18 protein-coding genes are annotated in these 19,059 nt (G+C 68.4%); 7 read left to right on the top strand and 11 right to left on the bottom strand.

Going from position 1 to position 19,059, the window contains the following annotated elements; translation table 11 throughout:
- The first annotated feature begins 10 nt into the window (after positions 1–10).
- Positions 11–964, top strand: coding sequence for a hypothetical protein (locus tag FFI97_RS31285; RefSeq protein WP_139700820.1), 954 nt, complete (start codon positions 11–13; stop codon positions 962–964).
- Here the strand turns inward: FFI97_RS31285 and FFI97_RS31280 are convergent.
- The 7 genes from FFI97_RS31280 to FFI97_RS31250 form a co-directional block, all read right to left on the bottom strand.
- On the bottom strand, positions 955–2,202 hold the full coding sequence (locus tag FFI97_RS31280) for a phenylacetate--CoA ligase family protein (RefSeq protein WP_139700552.1): 1,248 nt from the start codon (positions 2,200–2,202) through the stop codon (positions 955–957). The genes FFI97_RS31285 and FFI97_RS31280 overlap by 10 nt on opposite strands.
- 46 nt (positions 2,203–2,248) lie before the next feature.
- Positions 2,249–3,061 (bottom strand): ABC transporter ATP-binding protein, encoded by an 813-nt coding sequence (locus tag FFI97_RS31275; protein ID WP_062473897.1) that lies wholly within the window; start codon positions 3,059–3,061, stop codon positions 2,249–2,251.
- Between the two features lie 85 nt (positions 3,062–3,146).
- On the bottom strand, positions 3,147–4,478 hold the full coding sequence (locus FFI97_RS31270) for an ABC transporter substrate-binding protein (RefSeq protein WP_139700550.1): 1,332 nt from the start codon (positions 4,476–4,478) through the stop codon (positions 3,147–3,149).
- Between the two features lie 68 nt (positions 4,479–4,546).
- Complete coding sequence (locus FFI97_RS31265) at positions 4,547–5,611, bottom strand: branched-chain amino acid ABC transporter permease (RefSeq protein WP_062473892.1); 1,065 nt, start codon at positions 5,609–5,611, stop codon at positions 4,547–4,549.
- 1 nt (position 5,612) lies between these two features.
- On the bottom strand, positions 5,613–6,542 hold the full coding sequence (locus tag FFI97_RS31260; protein ID WP_070062998.1) for a branched-chain amino acid ABC transporter permease: 930 nt from the start codon (positions 6,540–6,542) through the stop codon (positions 5,613–5,615).
- 2 nt (positions 6,543–6,544) lie between these two features.
- Complete coding sequence (locus FFI97_RS31255) at positions 6,545–7,330, bottom strand: ABC transporter ATP-binding protein (RefSeq protein WP_062473888.1); 786 nt, start codon at positions 7,328–7,330, stop codon at positions 6,545–6,547.
- Entirely contained in the window at positions 7,327–9,291 is a 1,965-nt protein-coding gene (locus FFI97_RS31250; RefSeq protein ID WP_139700548.1) for an AMP-dependent synthetase/ligase, read from the bottom strand. The genes FFI97_RS31255 and FFI97_RS31250 overlap by 4 nt, the downstream gene beginning before the upstream one ends.
- A gap of 84 nt (positions 9,292–9,375) precedes the next feature.
- On the opposite strand from FFI97_RS31250, the gene FFI97_RS31245 reads away from it, so the two are divergent.
- The 4 genes from FFI97_RS31245 to FFI97_RS31230 are packed head-to-tail and all read left to right on the top strand — an operon-like array spanning position 9,376 to position 11,740.
- On the top strand, positions 9,376–10,140 hold the full coding sequence (locus FFI97_RS31245; RefSeq protein ID WP_062473884.1) for a Crp/Fnr family transcriptional regulator: 765 nt from the start codon (positions 9,376–9,378) through the stop codon (positions 10,138–10,140).
- A gap of 11 nt (positions 10,141–10,151) precedes the next feature.
- Complete coding sequence (locus FFI97_RS31240; protein WP_062473882.1) at positions 10,152–10,631, top strand: hypothetical protein; 480 nt, start codon at positions 10,152–10,154, stop codon at positions 10,629–10,631.
- Between the two features lie 58 nt (positions 10,632–10,689).
- Entirely contained in the window at positions 10,690–11,463 is a 774-nt protein-coding gene (locus FFI97_RS31235; protein WP_139700546.1) for an SDR family NAD(P)-dependent oxidoreductase, read from the top strand.
- A gap of 19 nt (positions 11,464–11,482) precedes the next feature.
- Positions 11,483–11,740, top strand: a complete 258-nt coding sequence (locus tag FFI97_RS31230) for a hypothetical protein (RefSeq protein ID WP_062473877.1) — start codon at positions 11,483–11,485, stop codon at positions 11,738–11,740.
- 110 nt (positions 11,741–11,850) lie between these two features.
- Here the strand turns inward: FFI97_RS31230 and FFI97_RS31225 are convergent, their stop codons facing one another.
- Positions 11,851–12,840: a Bug family tripartite tricarboxylate transporter substrate binding protein gene (locus FFI97_RS31225; RefSeq protein ID WP_139700544.1), complete on the bottom strand. Its 990-nt coding sequence runs from the start codon at positions 12,838–12,840 to the stop codon at positions 11,851–11,853.
- 245 nt (positions 12,841–13,085) lie between these two features.
- On the opposite strand from FFI97_RS31225, the gene FFI97_RS31220 reads away from it, so the two are divergent.
- Positions 13,086–13,463, top strand: a complete 378-nt coding sequence (locus FFI97_RS31220; protein WP_139700542.1) for a VOC family protein — start codon at positions 13,086–13,088, stop codon at positions 13,461–13,463.
- A 105-nt stretch (positions 13,464–13,568) separates the two neighbouring features.
- Entirely contained in the window at positions 13,569–16,154 is a 2,586-nt protein-coding gene (locus tag FFI97_RS31215) for a hypothetical protein (protein ID WP_139700540.1), read from the top strand.
- A gap of 49 nt (positions 16,155–16,203) precedes the next feature.
- Here the strand turns inward: FFI97_RS31215 and FFI97_RS31210 are convergent, their stop codons facing one another.
- Genes FFI97_RS31210 through FFI97_RS31200 form a run of 3 tightly spaced genes read right to left on the bottom strand, consistent with a single transcriptional unit; the run spans position 16,204 to position 19,055 of the window.
- A complete protein-coding gene (locus FFI97_RS31210; protein ID WP_139700538.1) occupies positions 16,204–16,785 on the bottom strand; it encodes a superoxide dismutase in 582 nt (193 codons plus the stop codon).
- A 45-nt stretch (positions 16,786–16,830) separates the two neighbouring features.
- Positions 16,831–17,496: a helix-turn-helix transcriptional regulator gene (locus FFI97_RS31205; RefSeq protein ID WP_070063058.1), complete on the bottom strand. Its 666-nt coding sequence runs from the start codon at positions 17,494–17,496 to the stop codon at positions 16,831–16,833.
- 38 nt (positions 17,497–17,534) lie between these two features.
- Entirely contained in the window at positions 17,535–19,055 is a 1,521-nt protein-coding gene (locus tag FFI97_RS31200; RefSeq protein ID WP_409574659.1) for an efflux transporter outer membrane subunit, read from the bottom strand.
- Positions 19,056–19,059: the final 4 nt, after the last annotated feature.

Here is a 19,059-nt window from a genome sequence, read left to right as displayed (position 1 = left end):
ATTGGCCTTGATGACGTCTCCCGCTTCCATCGCAAACGCGTGGCGCCTGCCGCGCGACTTCGCGCTCATCACCGTGGCGGTCGAAGCGGCCATCGTGGGGGTCCACTTCGGCAGGCAGTTGTGGCCCGGCTCGGGGCACGAGGGCTATGGCCTGGACGTGTGGGCGGGCATGGCGGCCAACCTCGCAATGTCCTGGGTGCTGGCGGCGGCACTGGCCTGGAGCCATGCGCGCCAGGCATTGGAGGTGCGTGGCGGTGCGCGCCTGGCGCAGCTGCGCGGCCCGCGTGTGCGCCATGCCGGGGCCTATCTCATCGTGCGGGTGCTGGACTACTTCGTGCTGAGCCCGTGGCTCTACGGGCTGGGGTTGCTCTACATGCCGGGCGGTCGGCTGGTGCAACTGGCGATGCTGGTGCTGAGCGTGTGGCTGGCAACCTGGCTTGCGCTGAGGCAGGGCACTCAGGCATCGGCCGCGTCGTTCGATGCGGGCGATGCCGACGCCGTGGCGCCCGCGAGCGCATCGCCGGGTCGCGCCACGGTAGCGCTGTTGATCGCCGCCGTGTCCGCGTCGATCCAGATTTGGTGCGCGATGGTCACGGACCCGTGGCACGAGGCCATGAGGACCATGGACCGCGTGGCGCCCTTCCTGAGCTGGGTCGCGCCGCCGTTGTTGGTCTTTGCTCTGGCGTTCTGGGGCGCGTGGCTCGGCATCGGCCGTGGCCCGCTCCCCACACGGGTCCGGCCCTTCCGGGCCGTGGCCGCGTCGGTGCTGGCCTTTGTGCTGGTGCTGGCGGGCTGCGCTGCAGTCATCCTCGCGGGACTGGGGTTGCTGGAGCCGTCCCAGACCAGCATGGCCGGTGTCGGCGACCTGGTCATCCTGCTGGCCGCGCTCGTACCGCTCTACCCCTTACTGACCGTGCTGCTCACGCGCTTCATCACGCGTCGCCTGTACCGCCCCTACTTGTAGCTGCGCGCGTCCTCGATCACCTTGCCGTCGTTCGGCAGGCTGCCCGGCGCCACCAGCTCGATGGTGCCGCGCAGCTTGGTCACTTCGCGCACCGCGTCGGCGATGCGCGCGTCGAGCCCGGTCGGGGCGCCGGCGCATTCGAGCTTGAAGGTCATCTGGTCGTCGCCCATCTCGCCCGACACCACGAGCCGCGCGCGCACGATCTCGGGAAAGCGCCGCACGACCTCGGCGACCTGCGAGGGGTGCACGAACATGCCGCGCACCTTGGTGGTCTGGTCGGCGCGGCCGAGCCAGCCCTTGATGCGCTTGTTGGTGCGGCCCGTGGGGCAGGTGCCCGCGAGCACGGCCGAAAGGTCGCCGGTGCCGAAGCGCACCAGCGGGTAGTCGGGGTTGAAGGTGGTGACGACGATCTCGCCCACCTCGCCGTCGGGCACCGGGTCGCCGGTGCCGGGGCGCACGATCTCGACCAGCACGCCCTCGTCGATCACCAGGCCCTGGCGCGCGCTGGTTTCGTAGGCGATGAGGCCCAGGTCGGCGGTCGCGTAGCACTGGATGCCCTGCACGCCGTGCGCGGCGATCCAGTCGTGCAGGCTGGGCGGAAAGGCCTCGCCGGACACCAGCGCCTTGGTGAACCACGGCAGCTTCTGGCCTTTTTCTTCGGCCTTCTCCAGCAGGATCTTCAGGAAGCTCGGCGTGCCCGCGTAGCCGTCGGGCTTGAGGTCGACGATGGCTTCGAGCTGCTGCTCGGTCTGGCCCGTGCCGCCCGCGAAGATCGTGCAGCCCATGGCATGCGCGCCGCTTTCCATGATCGAGCCGGCCGGCGTCATGTGGTAGCTGAAGCTGTTGTGGATCAGCTCGCCGCTGCGAAAGCCCGCCGCATGCAAGGCCCGCGCGGTGCGCCAGTAATCGCGCGCCTCGCCCTCGGGTTCGTAGATGGTGCCGGGGCTCGCGAAGATGCGCGGCATGCGCGGCCCGCGCACGATCGACGCAAAGCCGCCGAAGGGGTCGTCGGCGCGGCGTGCCTTCTGCAGCTCGAGCAGTTCCGACTTGCGGGTGACGGGCAGCTTGGCGAGGGCTTCACGCGAGGTGACGTCGCCGGGCTTCACGTCGTCGAGGATCTTCGTGAAAGCGGGGGAGGCGGTCTGGGCCTGGGCGATCTGCTTGGGCAGCGCGGCCAGCAGGTCACGTTCGCGTTCGGCGGGGTCGCGGATTTCCAGTTGGTCGTAGTGGTCGTTCATGTCCGTACCCTTCGTCTATCGATTCGGTCGCTCTGGGGTCGGTACTTCAGGCCAACCAGCGCTTGCGGCGCTTGTAGCTCTTCACATCACGGAAGCTCTTGCGGTCCGCGCCGCCTACGCCGAGGTAGAACTCCTTCACGTCCTCGTTCTCGCGCAGGCTCTTGGCCTCGCCGTCCATCACGATGCGGCCGTTCTCCAGGATGTAGCCGTAGTCGGCGTAGCGCAGCGCCATGTTGGTGTTCTGCTCGGCCAGCAGGAAGGTCACTTTTTCCTTGGTGTTCAGGTCTTTCACGATCTCGAACACCTCTTCCACGATCTGCGGCGCCAGGCCCATCGAGGGCTCGTCCAGCAGCACCATGGTCGGGTTGGCCATCAGCGCGCGGCCGATGGCGCACATCTGCTGCTCGCCGCCCGAGGTGTAGGCCGCCTGCGAGGTGCGGCGCGTCTTCAGGCGCGGGAAATACGCATACACCTTCTCCAGCGTCTCCTGCACCGAGGCCTTGCCGTCGGTGCGCGTGTAGGCGCCGGTCATCAGGTTCTCTTCGATGGTCAGGTGGGCGAAGCAGTGGCGGCCCTCCATCACCTGGATGAGGCCGCGTTTGACCAGCTCGGCCGGCGACAGCGCCTCGATGCGCTCGCCGCGCAGCTCGATGGTGCCCTTGGTCACGGCGCCGCGTTCGCCCGCGAGCAGGTTGCTCACGGCGCGCAGCGTGGTCGTCTTGCCGGCGCCGTTGCCGCCGAGCAGCGCGACGATGCCGCTTTCGGGCACGGTCAGCGACACGCCCTTGAGCACGAGGATCACGTGGTTGTAGATGACCTCGATGCCGTTGACGTTGAGAAGGATCTTGGGTTCGCTCATGGTGTGGTCCGAAGCATTCGCAAGAACGGCACATCGCCGTCCTTGCGAATGGCGGCTCTTGCGAGCCGCCACGGCACTCAGTGCATCAGGATTGGCAGTCCGCGGCTTCGCGGCGGGTGAGCTTCTTCTCGCCGGCGTACTTGTCGGCAGCCGCCTTCACCATCGGCTTGATGATCTGGCTGTCGGCCTCGTACCAGTCGGACATGCCGCCCCACTTGGCGCCGTCCCAGGTGTGCACGCGCGCCCAGGTCGAGCCCATGTGGTCCTGGCACGAGGTGCTCACCGGACGCATCACGCCCGAGAAGCCCAGTGCGTCGAGCTTCTTCTGGTCGAGTGCAAGGTTCTCCATGCCCCAGCGCACCTGCTCGCCGGTCATGACCTTGCCCTTGCCGAAGCGCTCCTGCGCACGCTTGACGGCCTCGATGGTCAGCATCTGGATGATCACGCCGCGCGTGTAGAGCACCGAGCCCACTTCGTCCTTCGGACCCGTGCCCTGGCCCTTGTCGTGCACCTGCTTGAGGATGTCCTGGATCACCTTGGGCTGCGTGCCCGAGGTGTTCAGCGCCAGCGCGTTGTAGCCCTTGGCGTTGGCGCCCACGTCCTTCACGTCGGGTTCGGCGCCGGCCCACCACACGCCGTACATCTTCTCGCGCGGGTAGCCCGTGGCCACGGCTTCCTTCAGGGCGGTGGAGTTCATCACGCCCCAGCCCCACAGCAGCACGAAGTCGGGACGCGACTGGCGCACCTGCAGCCAGGCCGACTTCTGTTCCACGCCCGGCGCGGTCACGGGGATCAGCGACAGCTCGAAGCCGTTCTGCTTGGCGCGCTCCTGCAGCAGCGGGATCGGTTCCTTGCCGAACGGCGAGTCGTGGTACACGAGGGCGATCTTCTTGCCCTTGAGCTTGTCCATGCCGCCTTCTTTTTTGCCGATGTGCTGGATCAGGATGTCGGCCGCGGTCCAGTAGGAGCCCATGAGCGGGAAGTTCCACTTGAACACGCCGCCGTCCTGCGAGGCCGACAGGCCGTAGCCCAGCGTGATGAGCGGGATCTTGTCGGTGGGCACCTTGTCGGTCAGCGCGAAGGTGATGCCGGTGGCCTGCGGATCGAACAGCGTCACGCCCGGGCGGCCCTTCAGGCGCTCGTAGCATTCCACGCCCTTGTCGGTGGCGTAGCCGGTTTCGCATTCCTCGTACGTGATCTTCACGCCGTTGATGCCGCCGGTGGCGTTGATGTACTTGATGTAGTCCTGCTTGCCGTTGGCCCAGGGCGTGCCGTTGGGCGCGTAGGGGCCGGTGCGGTACACCAGCAGCGGGAAGAACTGTTCCTTGGCCTGGGCCTGCGCGAGCGAAGGCGCGAAGGCCGCGCCGAGGGTGCTGGCCACCAGGGCGGCGGTCAGAGCGAGCGATTTCAGTGTCATGCCTGTCTCCTTTTGTGGGCACCTCGGTGCCGGGTTTTTACGAACGAACAACAACAAACAAGAACTTGTCAGTGCGGGAAGGGCCACAGCCGCAGCTTTTCCTTGGCCGTGGACCACAGCCGTGCCAGGCCGTGCGGCTCCACGATCAGGAAGAAAACGATCAGCGCGCCGAAGATCATGGTCTCCAGGTGCGAGGCCAGTGCGGTCGAGATCGAGAAGCCCAGCCAGCCCGGCAGCTGGTTCAAGAAGAGCGGCAGCAGCACGATGAAGGCGGCGCCGAAGAAGCTGCCCATGATCGAGCCGAGCCCGCCGATGATCACCATGAACAGCAGTTGGAACGAGCGGTCGATGCTGAACGCCGCCGGCTCCCAAGCGCCCAGGTGGATGAAGCCCCACAGCGCGCCGGCCACGCCGACGATGAAGCTGCTCACCGCGAAGGCCGTGAGCTTGGCGTACACCGGGCGGATGCCGATCACCGCGGCGGCCACGTCCATGTCGCGCATCGCCATCCACTCGCGGCCGATGGCGCTGCGCACCAGGTTCTTGGCCAGCAGTGCGAACACCACCACGAAGATCAGGCAGAACAAATACTTCTGCACCGGCGACTCGATCGGCACGCCGAACACGTTCAGCCCCGCCACGCTCACCGAGCCCGACGACGAGTTGTTGGTGAACCACTGGATGCGCAGGAACGCCCAGTCGGTGAAGAACTGCGCGGCCAGCGTGGCCACCGCCAGGTACAGGCCCTTGATGCGCAGGCTCGGAATACCGAACAGCACGCCGATCACCGTCGCGCACAGCCCGCCCAGCAGCAGCGAGGCGATGAGCGGCATGCCGTCGATGCGCACCTGGAAGTTGTAGGCCGCATACGCGCCCACCGCCATGAAGGCGCCGGTGCCCAGCGAGATCTGGCCGCAGTAGCCGACCAGGATGTTCAGGCCCAGCGCCGCCAGCGACAGGATCAGGAAGGGCGTGAGGATGGCGCGCATCCAGTAGTCGGACACGCCCATCGGCACCACGACGAACGCCACGAGCAGCAGCACCAGGATCGCCAGGCGGTCCTGCGCGATCGGGAAGATCTGTTGGTCGGCGCGGTAGCTCGACTTGAACTGGCCGTTTTCTCTGTAGAACATGTCAGACCCGATCGATGATCTTTTCGCCGAACAGCCCTTGGGGCCGCACAAGCAGGAAGACCAGTGCTAGAACATAGGCAAACCAGATCTCGATGCCGCCACCGAGCATGGGGCCGAGATAGATTTCAGACAGCTTCTCGCCGACACCGATCAACAGGCCGCCGATGATGGCGCCGGGGATCGAGGTCAGCCCGCCGAGGATCACCACCGGCAGCGCCTTCAGCGCCACCAGCGAGAGCGAGAACTGCACGCCGAGCTTGGAGCCCCAGATGATCCCGGCCACCAGTGCCGAGAAGCCGGCCACCGACCACACGATCACCCAGATGCGCGACAGCGGAATGCCGATCGATTGCGCGGCCTGGTGGTCGTCGGCCACCGCGCGCAGCGCCCGGCCCGTGGCGGTCTTCTGGAAGAAGATCGCCAGCACCACCACCAGCGCGGCGGACACCAGCGCGGCGATCAGGTCTTCCTGGCTCAGCAGCAGGCCGCCCTGGAAGGTGCCTTCGAGCACCATCAGCGGTTCCTTGGGCATGCCCACGTCGATCTTGTAGATGTCGTTGCCGAAGATCGTCTGGCCCACGCCGTCCAGGAAGTAGGCGATGCCCAGCGTGGCCATCAGGAGCGTGATGCCTTCCTGGTTCACCAGCTTGCTCAGCGCCAGCCGCTCGATGAGCCAGGCCACCACGATCATCACGGCCATGGCCGCGATGAAGGCCAGGATGTTCGCGAGGATCTGGCTCTGGAAGCCGAACCACTGCGGGAACCACTCGGCGAAGCGCGCCATGGCCAGCGCCGCGAACAGCACCATCGCGCCCTGCGCGAAGTTGAAGACGCCCGAGGCCTTGTAGATCAGCACGAAGCCGATCGCGATCAACGAATACAGCATGCCGACCATGAGGCCGCCGAAAAGAGTTTCGAGGAAAAATCCCATGGTCAATGCTCCACGCCGAGGTATGCCCGGATCACGTCTTCGTTGTTCCGAACTTCATCCGGCGTGCCGTCGCCGATCTTCTTGCCGTAGTCCAGCACCACCACGCGGTCGGAGATGTCCATCACCACGCCCATGTCGTGCTCGATGAGCACGATGGTCGCGCCGAACTCGTCGTTCACGTCGAGGATGAAGCGGCTCATGTCCTGCTTCTCTTCCACGTTCATGCCGGCCATGGGTTCGTCCAGCAGCAGCACCTGCGGCTCCATCGCGAGCGCGCGGCCGAGGTCGACGCGCTTTTGCAGGCCGTAGGGCAGGCGGCCCACCGGCGTCTTGCGGTGCGCCTGGATTTCCAGGAAGTCGATGATGTGCTCGACGAACTCGCGGTGCTGCAGCTCTTCGCGTTCGGCCGGGCCCCAGCGCAGCGCCTGCGCGAACAGGCCGCTCTTCATCTTGAGGTTGCGCCCGGTCATGATGTTGTCGAGCACGCTCATGCCCTTGAACAGCGCCAGGTTCTGGAAGGTGCGCGCCACGCCCATCTCGGCCACCTGGCGCGAGTTCATGTGCTTGAAGGTCTGGCCACGGAAGGTGATGGAGCCCTGCTGCGGCCAGTACACGCCGTTGATGCAGTTCAGCATCGAGCTCTTGCCCGCGCCGTTGGGGCCGATGATGGCCCGCACCTCGTGCTCGCGCACGTTGAAGCTGATGTCGGTCAGCGCCTTCACGCCGCCGAAGCTCAGCGAGATGTTCTGGACGTCGAGGATGACGTCGCCAATTTTCCGATTGCTCATGCGGCGGCCTTCACGATGGGGAAGGTCTTGGCGTCGTTGATCTTCAGCGTGGCGCTGACAACCCCCGTGCGTCCGTCCTCGAACTTGACCTGGGTCTCGATGTACTGCGCGGTCTTGCCGCCGTACAGCGCATCGACCAGCACGGCGTATTTCTCGGCGATGAAGCCGCGGCGCACCTTGCGCGTGCGGGTCAGCTCGTCGTCGTCGGGGTCGAGCTCCTTGTGCAGCACGAGGAAGCGCGCGATCTGCGTCTCGCCCATGCCGTCCTCGGCCGCGAGGTCGGCGTTGACCTTGGCGATGCACTCGGCCACCAGCGTCAGCACCTCGGGCTTGCCGGCCAGGTCCACATAGCCGCCGTAGGCCAGGCCGCGGCGCTCGGCCCAGTTGCCGACCGCCTCGAAGTCGATGTTGATGAAGGCGCAGACCTCATCGCGGCCGTTGCCGAAGCACACGGCCTCCTTGATCTGCGGGAAGAACTTGAGCTTGTTCTCGATGTAGTTGGGCGCAAAGATCGCGCCGCCCACCAGCCGGCCCACGTCCTTGGCGCGATCGATGATGCGCAGGTGCCCTTCGCTGTCGAGCACGCCCGCGTCGCCGGTGTGGAAGTAGCCGTTGGCGTCGAGCACCTCGGCGGTGGCATCGGGGCGCTTGTAGTACTCCTTGAGCACCGACACGCCGCGCACCAGCACCTCGCCGTCGTCGGCGATCTTCAGCTCGATGCCCGGCGCGGCCGTGCCCACGGTCTGCAGCTTGACCTTGCCGTCCTGCTGCAGGCACACGTAGGCGCAGGTCTCCGTCTGGCCGTAGAACTGCTTGAGGTTCACGCCGATGGAGCGGTAGAAGCGGAACAGGTCGGGCCCGATGGCCGCGCCGGCCGTGTAGGCCACGCGGATGCGGCTCATGCCCAGCACGTTGCGCAGCGGGCCGTAGATGAGCAGGTTGCCCAGGCTGTACATGAAGCGGTCGCCGGTGCTCACCGGTGCGCCGTTCAGGATGTCGGCGCCCACGCGCTGCGCCAGCGCCATGAACTTCGCATACAGCCAGCGCTTGGGCGCGGCCGCGTCTTCCATGCGGATCGACACGGCCGTGAGCAGGCCTTCGAAGGTGCGCGGCGGGCCGAAGTAGTAGCTCGGGCCGATCTCGCGCATGTCGTTCATCACCGTCTCGGCCGACTCGGGGCAGTTGAGCGTGAAGCCGCCCACCAGCCATTGCGCCACCGAGAACAGGTGGTCGCCCACCCACGCCATCGGCAGGTAGCTCATGATGTTGTCGCCGGGGCCGAGCTTGTCGGTCTCGACGCCGCCGCGCCCCGCCGCGATGAAGCTGGCGTGCGTCTGGCACACGCCCTTGGGGCGGCCGGTGGTGCCCGAGGTGTAGAGGATCACGCCGACGTCGGACGCCTCGCCGCTGGCCACGGCGCGGTCGTAGTAGCCGGCGTTGGCCTTGTCGAAGGCCCGGCCCAGCTCGCGCAGCTGCTCGTAGCTCATGAGCCCCGGCTGCTCGTAATGGCGCAGGCCCTTGGGGTCGTCGTAGATGATGTGGCGGATGCCCTGCTGCTGGCCCTCCTGGCCTTGCTGCAGCTCGCGGCATTCGAGCAGCTTGTCGACCTGCTCCTGGTCTTCGACGATCACGAACTCGATGCTCGCGTCGTTCAGCATGAAGACCATCTCGCTGGCGACCGCGTCCTGGTACAGCGGCACGGGCACGCCGCGCAGGCTTTGCGCGGCGAGCACGGCCATGTACAGGTGCGGTCGGTTGGCACCGACGATCGCGAGGTTGTCGAAGGCCTTGAAGCCAAGGCTTGCCAGACCGCAGGCCATCTCGCGCACTTCCTGCGCCACGGCGTTCCAGGTCCAGGTTTGCCAGATGCCAAGGTCTTTTTCGCGCACGGCGGGAGCCTCGGGACGGGCCTCGGCATGCGCGAGCAGCAGACGGGGGAAGGTGGGGGCGGTGGTTTGCACAGTGGCCGGATCGTAGGTCCCACTTTGACGCCCGGTTGTCGTTCCAACGACAATCCTAGGGACACTACTCCCCGGAGTTTCCCGATGCCTCCTGGCAACCTCAACCCACAGAACGTGCTCGGCGGTTCCATCAAGGACCGCGTGCGCCCTGCCAATGCCGCTGAACTCGACGGCATTCCGTGGCTGCCCACGCTCACGCCCGCCGAGCGCCGCCGCGCCGAGGCCACGCTCGTGGTGGGCGAGGCCGAGCCCGGCGACCTGGTGTGCCGCGTCGGGCGTTCGCCCACCTACTGGTTCGGCGTGGTCGAGGGGCTCCTGAAGATGAGCAACGACAACGCCGACGGCGGCTCGGTCACCTACACCGGCGTGCCGCCCGGCGGCTGGTTCGGCGAGGGCACGGTGATGAAGCGCGAGCCTTACCGCTACAACATCCAGGCGCTGCGCCGCAGCCTCGTGGCGGGGCTGCCGATCGAGAGCTTCCACTGGCTGCTGGACCACTCCATCGGCTTCAACCGCTTCGTGATGAACCAGCTCAACGAGCGGCTGGGCCAGTTCATCGCGGCGCTGGAGATCGACCGCCTGAACAACCCCGACGCACGCGTGGCGCGCAACCTGGTGTCGCTGTTCAACCCGGTGCTGTACCCCGGCGTGGGCGAGGTCTTGCGCATCACGCAGCAGGAACTTGCGTACCTTGTCGGCCTGTCGCGCCAGCGCGTGAACGAGGCGCTCAATGCGCTGTCGGCGCAGGGGCTGATCCGCGTGGAGTACGGTGGCCTGCGCGTGCTTGACCTGCCGGGCCTGCGCGCCACCGCGATGTCCAGCCGCAAGAACAACAGCACTTCGAACTGAAAGAAAAAAACATGGCCCTCTCCGACCACCTGCAGATCGTTCCCGCCGACGCACAGGCGAGCTTTCTTCCGCCGCAGCAGCAACAGGCCACGCAGGCCCGCAACGAGGAAGACGACGGCCCGACGCTGGAAGAAGCCATCGACCGCGCCGAGGCCTTGGGCGAACAGATCGACGCGCTCAACGAGATCCTGGCGCGCCCGCTCAAGGACATCCTGGCCGACCGCGAGAAGTCGGAAGAGGCCGCGCTGGCCTGGGACCGCTTCGGCGCGATGTGGATGCTGTCGCAGCGCGCCATGCGCCGCGTCGCGCTCGACCTGGCGGCGCAGCTCGGCGTGAGCGAGGAAGAGGTCGTGGCCCGCGCCATGGCGAACGCCAACGCGGTGCTCAACGGCGCGGACGAGGTCGACCTCGGCGGCTCCATCGCACCCGCGCAGCTGCAGCACATCGCCCGGCATCGCAACTTCCTGCGCGCCCAGTTCCGTACCGGCTGACGCGCGCGGCCTTTCGATATCCCTTAGCCTTGCGGCCTTCTCTTGCCCCTACACAACCATGACCACCTCCGCCTCTTCCCACCTCACCGTCATCACCGGCGCCTCGCGCGGCCTGGGCCGTGCCATGGCCGAACAGCTGCTGCAGGCTGGCCACACGGTGCTCGGCATTGCGCGCAAGTCCTCGCCCGAACTGGCCGAAGCCCCCAAGGCCGGCGGTGCCGAACTGACGCAATGGGAGCAGGACCTGTCCGACCCGGTCGCCGCCGCGGCGCGCCTGTCGGACTGGCTGCGCACGCTGGACGGCCAGCGCTTCGACAGCGTCACGCTCATCAACAACGCCGGCACCGTCGGCAACCCCGCGCCGCTGTCGCGCGCCGTGCCGGCCGAACTGGCGCAGGCGCTGCGCATCGGGCTCGAGGCGCCGATGCTGCTCACGGCCGCTTTCCTGGGCGGCACGCGCGAATGGCGCGGCGCGCGCAAGGTGCTGAACATCTCGTCGGGCCTGGGCCGCAACGCCCTGGGCAGCCAGGCGCCGTATTGCGCGGCCAAGGCCGGCATGGACCATTTCTCGCGCGCCGTGGCGCTCGAGGAGGTGCATGCACCGAACGGCACGCGCATCGTGTCGCTGGCGCCCGGCATCATCGACACCGACATGCAGGTGCAGCTGCGCGGCGCGTCGGCCGAACAGTTCCCGGACCGCACGCGTTTCGTGAGCATGAAGGAAGAAGGCCGGCTCGACAGCCCCCAGAGCGCTGCGGCCAAGGTGCTCGCCTACCTGGCGCGCGCGGACTTCGGCAGCAACCCCGTGGCCGACGTGCGCGACCCGGCCTGAACGCGGCGACGACCACATCATGGCCACCGCAAAGTCCATCGACACCGTCGAATACAAGCTCTTCCCGTCGCCGAGGAACGTGCACCGCATCGTCTTCGAGCACCAGGTGTTCGTGCCGTACCCGTACGCGCTGATCGTGATGGACGAGTTCTATTTCAAGGGCCGCTACAGCCTGTTCTCGGCCTGCCGCATGAGCGACGGAAAGATGGGGCAGGTGGCGACGTTCGAGGATGCGGCGGACGTCGAGATCTTCAACGCCAAGTTCGTGCCTGATTGAGCTCGCCCCCAGGCTTCGCGCACTTCGTGTCGCTTCGCCAACCCCCTGCCGGGGGCAACACCAGCGGCCCGGCAAAGCCGGTTCCGCGGTGTTCCTGGTGAAAACCCCTCTTACTCGATCGTCGCGCCCGAGGCCTGCACGATCCCCTTCCACTTCTCGTAGTCGGTCTTCAGCAGCGCACCGAACTGCTCCGGCGTCATGCTCTGCGGCTCGGCGCCCTGGGCAATGATGGCCGCCTTCATTTCAGGCGTGGCCAGCAGCTTGTTGACTGCCGCATTCAGCGTGGTGACGATGTCCTTGGGCGTGCCGGCCGGCACGAACACGCCGTACCAGGTGCTCACGTCGAAGTCCTTGTAGCCCAGCTCGGCCACTGTGGGCGTGTCGGGCAGCGAGGTGCTGCGCTTGGCGGAGGTGACCGCCAGCGGGCGCAGCTTGCCGGCCTTGATCTGCGCCATGGCCGAGGGCACCGACGACACCATCAGGTCGACGTTGCCCGCGAGCACGTCCATCATGGCTGCGTTGGAGCCCTTGTAGGGCACGTGGCGCATCTTGATCTTGGCGGCGCCGTTGAAGATCTCGCCGGCCAGGTGGATGGTGGTGCCGTTGCCCGGCGAGCCGTAGGTGATGGTGTCGGGCGCGGCGCGCGCGGCCTTCACCACGTCGTCCAGCGTCTTGAACTTCGAGTTGGCCTGCGTGACGATCACCACGGGCGTGTAGGCCACGTGGGCCACGGCCGTGAGGTCCTTCACCGGGTTGTAGCTCAGGCTCTTGTAGAGCCAGGGCGCGACGACCATGTTGTCCTTCTGGCCCATCACGATGTCGTAGCCCGTGGGCGTGGCGCGCGCGGCCTCGGCGATGCCGATGGTGCCGCCGGCGCCCGCGCGGTTGTCGGGCACCACGGTCCAGTGGTTGGCCTCGGTGAGCTTCTGCGCGACCAGGCGCGCCAGGATGTCGGTGCCGCCGCCGGGCGGGAAGGGCACGACCATGCGGATCGGCTTGGCGGGGTAGGCGGCGGTCTGGGCGTGGGCCGGGGCGGTGGCCGCCACGGCGGTGAAGGCCAGCGCGAAGGCCAGCGGACGGAGGAAGTTCGATGGGGTCATGGGGGGCATTGTCTCGTTCTGGGGGCAGGGGGGATGCAGTCTGCCGGAACTGCCGGCGCGGGGTTTTCGCGGTTCGCGATGGCCCTCGTCTCGGCTGGCGGGGGCAGAACGCGGGGCGGTGCGTACTTTCGGACGCCTTGACACCGCCCATCGCGCGTCGAATACTCCACCAAATGGTTGAGTATTTCTGGCTCGCCCGGCGCTCGGCGGCTTCCGGGCGCCGATCCTCTTTGCAGGAGGCTCCCATGCTCGGACACATCAACGCAGTGGCCAACCTGGCGGTGAAAGACCTCGCCGTGGCCCGACGCTTCTACGAAGACACGCTCGGCCTCGCGCAGGTCGATGCCGAAGGCGACGAGGTTATCGTCTACCGCAGCGGCAACACGCGGCTCAACGTCTACCGCTCGGCCTTCGCGGGCACCAACCAGGCCACGGCCGTGACCTGGTCGGTCGACGGCGACATCGAGCGCCTCGTGGCCGCGCTCAAGGCCAAGGGCGTGCGCTTCGAGCACTACGACATGCCCGGCACCACGCTCGCGGGCGACATCCACGTCATGGGCGAGATGAAGGTCGCGTGGTTCAAGGACCCCGACGGGAACATCCTGAACCTCATCAACGTCTGAGGAGCCCCTGTCCATCCGGCATCCCCCGTTTGGGGGAAGCCAAGGGCGACGCGCTGCGGACAATTCCTCCTGCCATGCACCGGCCTGGCATGGAGGAGTCACCACATGCGCGCACCGCCGCCCGAGCAGTCAACGCCTGAACCACCCGCGCGCCCCGAGCGCGTCGCGGTCATCGCCATCCACGGCGTGGCCGACCAGAAGGCCGGCGACACGGCCCGCGCCATCGCCTCGCTGATGCTCAACCACCCCGGCCCCGGCGCCACCTACCGCCAGGCCGATTGCGACAGCCACCTCCTGCCGGTGCCGCCGCTGACCTCGATGGTGCAGCAGCGCACGGGGCATCAGGACAAGACCGAGAAGGCCGCCACGGAAGGCGGCGCCGCGCAGAAGGCCTACGTGCCGCCCGTGCGCAAGGCGATGCGGCAGTCGAAGACCTCGGACTTCAGCGCCGACGACTGGATCTCGACCGCCGAGGCCGACGACGCGGGCGTGGTGCGCGCCGCCAAGGGGCGCGGGCCGCTCACGCCGCGCGAGCTGAAGAAGAGCAACCCCGACATCGCCTTCAGCGACTACCTGCTGTTCAAGTCGCAGCGCGCCGAGCCCGACCACGAGGCCTACGAGGCCACGCGCGTGCGCATGACGCGCGACGCCACCGATGCCCACGGGCAGCCGGTGCAGCAGCGCATCGACGTGCACGAGATGTACTGGGCCGACCTGTCGCGCCTGCCGGGCTCGGTGGCGCGCATCGTCGCCGAGCTCTTCACCATCGTGTTCCGCCTCTCGCAGCTGGGCCGCGATGCGGTGGACCGGGCCGCCGAAGCTGCGGGTGTGAACAGGAAGCCCCGACCTCCGGGCGCGCGGCGCTGGGCCTGCCTGGCCTCGCTGCAGACCGCGCTCGACTGGGCCTTTGCCAACCTGCTGGCGAACCTCTTCCTGCAGCTGCTGCTGGTCGGGCTGGTGATCGCGGGGCTCGGCGGGCTGGCGCGGGTCGAGCCCGCGCCCCATGCGTTGTCGCTCACCGAACTGCTGCGCCGGGTGCTGGCCGTGGCGGTGCCGGTGCTGGCGATCTGGTGGTACTGCTATCAGGCGCGCACCCAGGCCTCCTCGCGGATCGTGGTGGGCCTGTACGCACTGCTGGCGGGCTGGTTCCTGTGGGCGCTGGTGCCCGCGCACTGGGTGGTCGGCGTGGCCTGGCTGGCGCTGCTCGCCGCGTTGGCCGACCGTGCCCTGCGCATCGCGCGCGACCGCTTTCCGGCGGCGCGCACCTGGGGGCTGGGGCTGATGGCGCTGACCGCGGCGGCGCTGTTGGTGCACGTGGCGATCAACGCCTCGGCCGCGGGCGCCACGGACGACCTGCGCCACTGGGTGCGCGCCGGCATGCGGGTGGTCGAGTACCTGCTGTTGGGCGTCGTGGCCTGGTGGGGCGTGGCCGGCGTGCTGCTCATCGCCTGGCTGCCCGCCGGGGAGACGGTGCCCGACCGCGGCGCCGCCGCGCGCGCCAGCATCGCCACGGGGCGGCTGGGGCTGTTCGTGTCGGTGGCGGCGTTCGTGGCGCTGTCGATGGTGTCGTGGGCCGTGCTGACGAACCTCGTGGAACTCGGCGCGAAGGACGTCGACTACGCGCCGTTCTGGTTCGGCAAGGACGTCTACTGGGCCGACGGCGCGAACTTCCTGCACAGCCGCTATGAGAAGAGCACGCAGGCCTTCGCCTTGACGGCTGGCCTCACGCTGTCGCTGCTGGCCTACCTGGTGGCGGTGCTGGTGCCCAGCCTGTTCGCCGAGCTCAAGGTGGCCTTCGGCACGTCGCAGGGCCTGGGCCGCTGGCTCGGCGCGGGCTACCGGCGGCTGGACCGCTTCGTCGCCGTGCTGACCAGCGCCAGCGTGGTGGTCGCCTTCGCGGTGGCCCTGTTGCTGGTGCTCAAGCAGTGCAATGTCTCGGTCGGCGGGTGGATCGACGATGCGGTGATCTGGGTGTCGGCGCTGTCGCAAAGCGGCCTCAAGCCGCTGATCTTCACCGCCGCCACGCTGGCCGCCGCCGTCTCGTTGCTCGGCGGTTTTCTCACGCGCACCGTGCCGGGCCTGCGCATGCCGCTCGACGTGGCGCTGGACGTCGACGGCCACTTCCGCGAGTTTCCGCGCCGCGCCATTCCGCGCGCGCGCATCTTCTCGCGCTACGTGTCGCTGCTGGAGCACGTGGCGGCGCAGGGCTACGACCGCATCGTGATCGTGGCGCACAGCCAGGGCACGGTGATCTCGACCGAGCTGCTGCGCTACCTGCAGTTCCGCGCCGCGCAGCAGGTCGATGCGCGGGTGACCGATCTCTGGGCGGCGCTGAACAGGAGCCGGCTCCTGCTGCTCACCGCCGGCTGCCCGCTGCGCCAGCTGTACGCGGCGCGCTTTCCGCACCTCTACGGCTGGGTGACGGCGGAAGACGCGAACGGCGGCGGGCCGAGCGCGGCCCAGGTCGGCGTGGCCCGCTGGGTCAACCTGTACACGGCGGGCGACTACGTCGGGCGCTGGCTCTGGGGCGAGGACGACAAGCCCTACGAGCAGGTGACGACGCCACCAGCCTGGTGCGTCGCGGCCGAGCACGAGGCCTGCCTCGGCCTGGGCGCCCACACCCACTACTTCGACCTCGACCAGGCGCACGTGGCGCGCTGGATCGACTGGATGGTGACGGCGCGCCCATGAAAAAGCCGGCCCGCAGGCCGGCTTTTTCTTCATGCCGACAGCGCGGGCTTCAGCCGAAGTTCTTCGCTGCGAAGTCCCAGTTGGCCAGCTTGGCCAGGAAGGTCTCGACGAACTTCGGGCGCAGGTTGCGGTAGTCGATGTAGTACGCGTGTTCCCACACGTCGACCGTCAGCAGCGCGGTGTCGGCAGTGGTCAACGGCGTGCCGGCGGCGCCGGTGTTCACGATGTCCACCGAGCCGTCGGCCTTCTTCACGAGCCACGTCCAGCCCGAGCCGAAGTTGCCCACGGCCGACTTCACGAAGGCTTCCTTGAAGGCGTCGTAGCTGCCCCACTTGGCATCGATGGCCTTGGCCAGCGCGCCCGTCGGTGCGCCGCCGCCTTGCGGCTTCATGCAGTTCCAGAAGAAGGTGTGGTTCCAGATCTGCGCGGCGTTGTTGTAGATGCCGCCGCTGGACTTCTTGACGATCTCTTCGAGCGTCATCGCTTCGAACTCGGTGCCCTTTTGCAGGTTGTTCAGGTTTACCACGTAGGCGTTGTGGTGCTTGCCGTGGTGGAACTCGAGCGTTTCCTTCGAATACTCGGGAGCCAGCGCGTCGATGGCGTACGGCAGCGGGGGAAGGGTGTGTTCCATGGTGGAGTCTTTCTTTCTAGTTGGTGGATGAAAAAAAAAGGTGGCTCAGGCGCGGGCCTTGGGCACGATGCGGTAGGCGCAGCGCCGCGCGCCCGCGAGCACGTGCTCGACACGGCTCACGTCGGCCTCGGGCCCCAGCACCTCGTCGAAGAGCTGCAGTTCGCTGCGGCAAAAGCCGGTGCAGGCCTGCGCCGCGGTGCAGATGGGGCAGTGGTTCTCGATGAAGAGAAAGCCGTCGCCCTCGGCCCGGTACTCGGCCATGTAGCCCTCGCGGCTGCGGATGTCCGCGAGCCGCTCGAGCCGCGTCTCGAGGTTGCGCGCGCCGCGCATGGCCTCGGTGTAGGTGGCGCGCATGGTGGCTTCGCGCGCGCCGATGAGCTGGTCCATGCCCTTCTCGCCGAACACGCTGATCACGGCGCTGATCATCTGCACCGTCATCTCGGCGTGCGTGTCGGGAAAGCGCCGGTGGCCCTCGCCGGTGAGCCGCCAGATCTGGGTCGGACGGCCGCGGCCGCTGGAGCGGCTCTCGGCGTCCACCAGCCCTTCGGTCTCGAGCTTGGACATCTGCTGGCGCACCGCCTCGACCGTCACGTGCAGCACCTTGGCGATGTCGGGGATGCCGAGCGCGCCGCGGGTCTTCAGCGTGGAGAGGATGCGGTCTGCCGGCTGGTGCGGCATCCAGGTGGGCTTGGTGGCATCGGGGGCGGACATGGCGGCTTCGGTCGTGGGGAGAGAAAACAGCGTCATTGTCAGGTGGTTGGGCCTCCCTTCGCTGGAATGGGCCCCCAGGACCCGGCAAGCCGGGCCCGTCCCCCGAGGGGAGCAAGGGAGCTTGGGGACGGCCCGGCGCTCCCTTCGGGCGCTTGCCACCCCCCGCCGAGCGCCTTGTACAGCGCCACGAGGCTGGTGAACGAGGCGGTTTCGGCCTCGGCCACGGCATCCTGCGCGCGCAGCAGGGTGCGCTGCGCGTCGAGCACGCTCAGGTAGGGCGCGGCGCCTTCGCGGTAGCGCACTTCGGCCAGCTCGGCGGCGCGGCCGCTGCGGGCCGAGGCCTCCAGCAGCCGCTGCAGGCGCAGCTGGTTCTGGCCGTAGCCGGTGAGGGCGCTTTCGACGTCCTCGATGGCGCGCAGCACGGTCTGCTCGTAGACGGCGCGCTCGCCCTCGGCACGGGCCTCGGCGCCGCGCAGCCGGGCCTTGACCGAGCCCAGCCGCAGCGCAGGCCAGCTCACGCCGGGCGTGACGCTGAAGGCGCGGCTCGACGAACTGCCCAGGTCGGCACCGCGCAGCGCGATGAAGCCCAGGAAGCCGCCGATGTCGACGCGCGGGTACAGCTCGGCCGTGGCCGCGCCCACGTCGGCGGTGCTGGCGGCCAGGCCGCGCTCGGCGCGCAGCACGTCGGGCCGGCGGCGCAGCAGATCGCCCAGGTCGCCGATGGGCAGGCGCTTGTCGAGCACGCGCAGCGGGTGCGGCTGCAGCATGGGCGCCAGCTCGGCCGGGCGCAGGCCCGCCAGCACGGCGACGCGGTGCGCGGCCTGGCGGCGCGTGGTCTCGAGCGCGGGCAGCTGGCTCTCGGTGCTGGCCAGGTTGGCCTGCGCGCTCGCCAGGTCGCCTTCGAGGCCGCGCCCGGTGCGCACCTGCGCCTCGGTCACGCGCAGGCTCTGGCGCAGGCTCTCGAGGGTGCGCTGCGTCACGGCCAGGCGCTGCTCGGCGCCACGCATCTCGTAGTAGTTGCGCGCCAGTTCGGCCACGGCCACGATGCGCACCTGTTCGAGGTCGGCCGCACTGGCCTGGGCGCGCGCGGTGGCGGCTTCGTCCAGGCGCTGCAGCCGGCCGAACAGGTCGATCTCCCAGCCGGCGTCGAAGCCGGCGCGGCTGCTCTGGGCCAGCGTGCGCGCATCGGCCGGCACGCCGTTGCCCTGCGCAATGCTGCGCGTCTTGCTCGCGCCCAGCGTCACCACGGGCAGGCGGTCGAGCTCGGCCTCGGTCTGCATCGCACGCGCTTCCAAGAGCCGCGCGTGGGCGATGCGGATGTCGTGGTTGCCGGCCAGCGCACGCTCGACGAGCGCGTCGAGTTGCGGGTCGTCGAGCTGGCGCCACCAGTCGCGCTGCACCGCATCGGGCGCGAACAGCGCGCGCTCGGGGGCGGCGATGGCCACCGGCGCATCGTTCGGCGCGGCGTACTTCGGCCCCACCGCACAACCGGCCAGCACCAGCAGGCTGAGGGCGAACGGTGCGGCGTAGGAGAAGGGTCTTCTTGTCGTCATGGTCATGCTC

The sequence above is a fragment of the Variovorax sp. KBS0712 genome, from assembly GCF_006323185.2.
GTDB lineage: Bacteria > Pseudomonadota > Gammaproteobacteria > Burkholderiales > Burkholderiaceae_C > Variovorax > Variovorax boronicumulans.
This window is presented reverse-complemented; position numbering and strand designations above follow the sequence as displayed.

What these genes read in the sequence shown, in the direction of transcription:
- FFI97_RS31285 (WP_139700820.1), top strand. Translation starts at nt 11, where the DNA reads ATGACGTCTCCCGCTTCCATCGCAAACGCGTGGCGCCTGCCGCGCGAC.
- FFI97_RS31280 (WP_139700552.1), bottom strand. Translation starts at nt 2,202, where the DNA reads ATGAACGACCACTACGACCAACTGGAAATCCGCGACCCCGCCGAACGC.
- FFI97_RS31275 (WP_062473897.1), bottom strand. Translation starts at nt 3,061, where the DNA reads ATGAGCGAACCCAAGATCCTTCTCAACGTCAACGGCATCGAGGTCATC.
- FFI97_RS31270 (WP_139700550.1), bottom strand. Translation starts at nt 4,478, where the DNA reads ATGACACTGAAATCGCTCGCTCTGACCGCCGCCCTGGTGGCCAGCACC.
- FFI97_RS31265 (WP_062473892.1), bottom strand. Translation starts at nt 5,611, where the DNA reads ATGTTCTACAGAGAAAACGGCCAGTTCAAGTCGAGCTACCGCGCCGAC.
- FFI97_RS31260 (WP_070062998.1), bottom strand. Translation starts at nt 6,542, where the DNA reads ATGGGATTTTTCCTCGAAACTCTTTTCGGCGGCCTCATGGTCGGCATG.
- FFI97_RS31255 (WP_062473888.1), bottom strand. Translation starts at nt 7,330, where the DNA reads ATGAGCAATCGGAAAATTGGCGACGTCATCCTCGACGTCCAGAACATC.
- FFI97_RS31245 (WP_062473884.1), top strand. Translation starts at nt 9,376, where the DNA reads ATGCCTCCTGGCAACCTCAACCCACAGAACGTGCTCGGCGGTTCCATC.
- FFI97_RS31240 (WP_062473882.1), top strand. Translation starts at nt 10,152, where the DNA reads ATGGCCCTCTCCGACCACCTGCAGATCGTTCCCGCCGACGCACAGGCG.
- FFI97_RS31235 (WP_139700546.1), top strand. Translation starts at nt 10,690, where the DNA reads ATGACCACCTCCGCCTCTTCCCACCTCACCGTCATCACCGGCGCCTCG.
- FFI97_RS31230 (WP_062473877.1), top strand. Translation starts at nt 11,483, where the DNA reads ATGGCCACCGCAAAGTCCATCGACACCGTCGAATACAAGCTCTTCCCG.
- FFI97_RS31225 (WP_139700544.1), bottom strand. Translation starts at nt 12,840, where the DNA reads ATGACCCCATCGAACTTCCTCCGTCCGCTGGCCTTCGCGCTGGCCTTC.
- FFI97_RS31220 (WP_139700542.1), top strand. Translation starts at nt 13,086, where the DNA reads ATGCTCGGACACATCAACGCAGTGGCCAACCTGGCGGTGAAAGACCTC.
- FFI97_RS31215 (WP_139700540.1), top strand. Translation starts at nt 13,569, where the DNA reads ATGCGCGCACCGCCGCCCGAGCAGTCAACGCCTGAACCACCCGCGCGC.
- FFI97_RS31210 (WP_139700538.1), bottom strand. Translation starts at nt 16,785, where the DNA reads ATGGAACACACCCTTCCCCCGCTGCCGTACGCCATCGACGCGCTGGCT.
- FFI97_RS31205 (WP_070063058.1), bottom strand. Translation starts at nt 17,496, where the DNA reads ATGTCCGCCCCCGATGCCACCAAGCCCACCTGGATGCCGCACCAGCCG.
- FFI97_RS31200 (WP_409574659.1), bottom strand. Translation starts at nt 19,055, where the DNA reads ATGACCATGACGACAAGAAGACCCTTCTCCTACGCCGCACCGTTCGCC.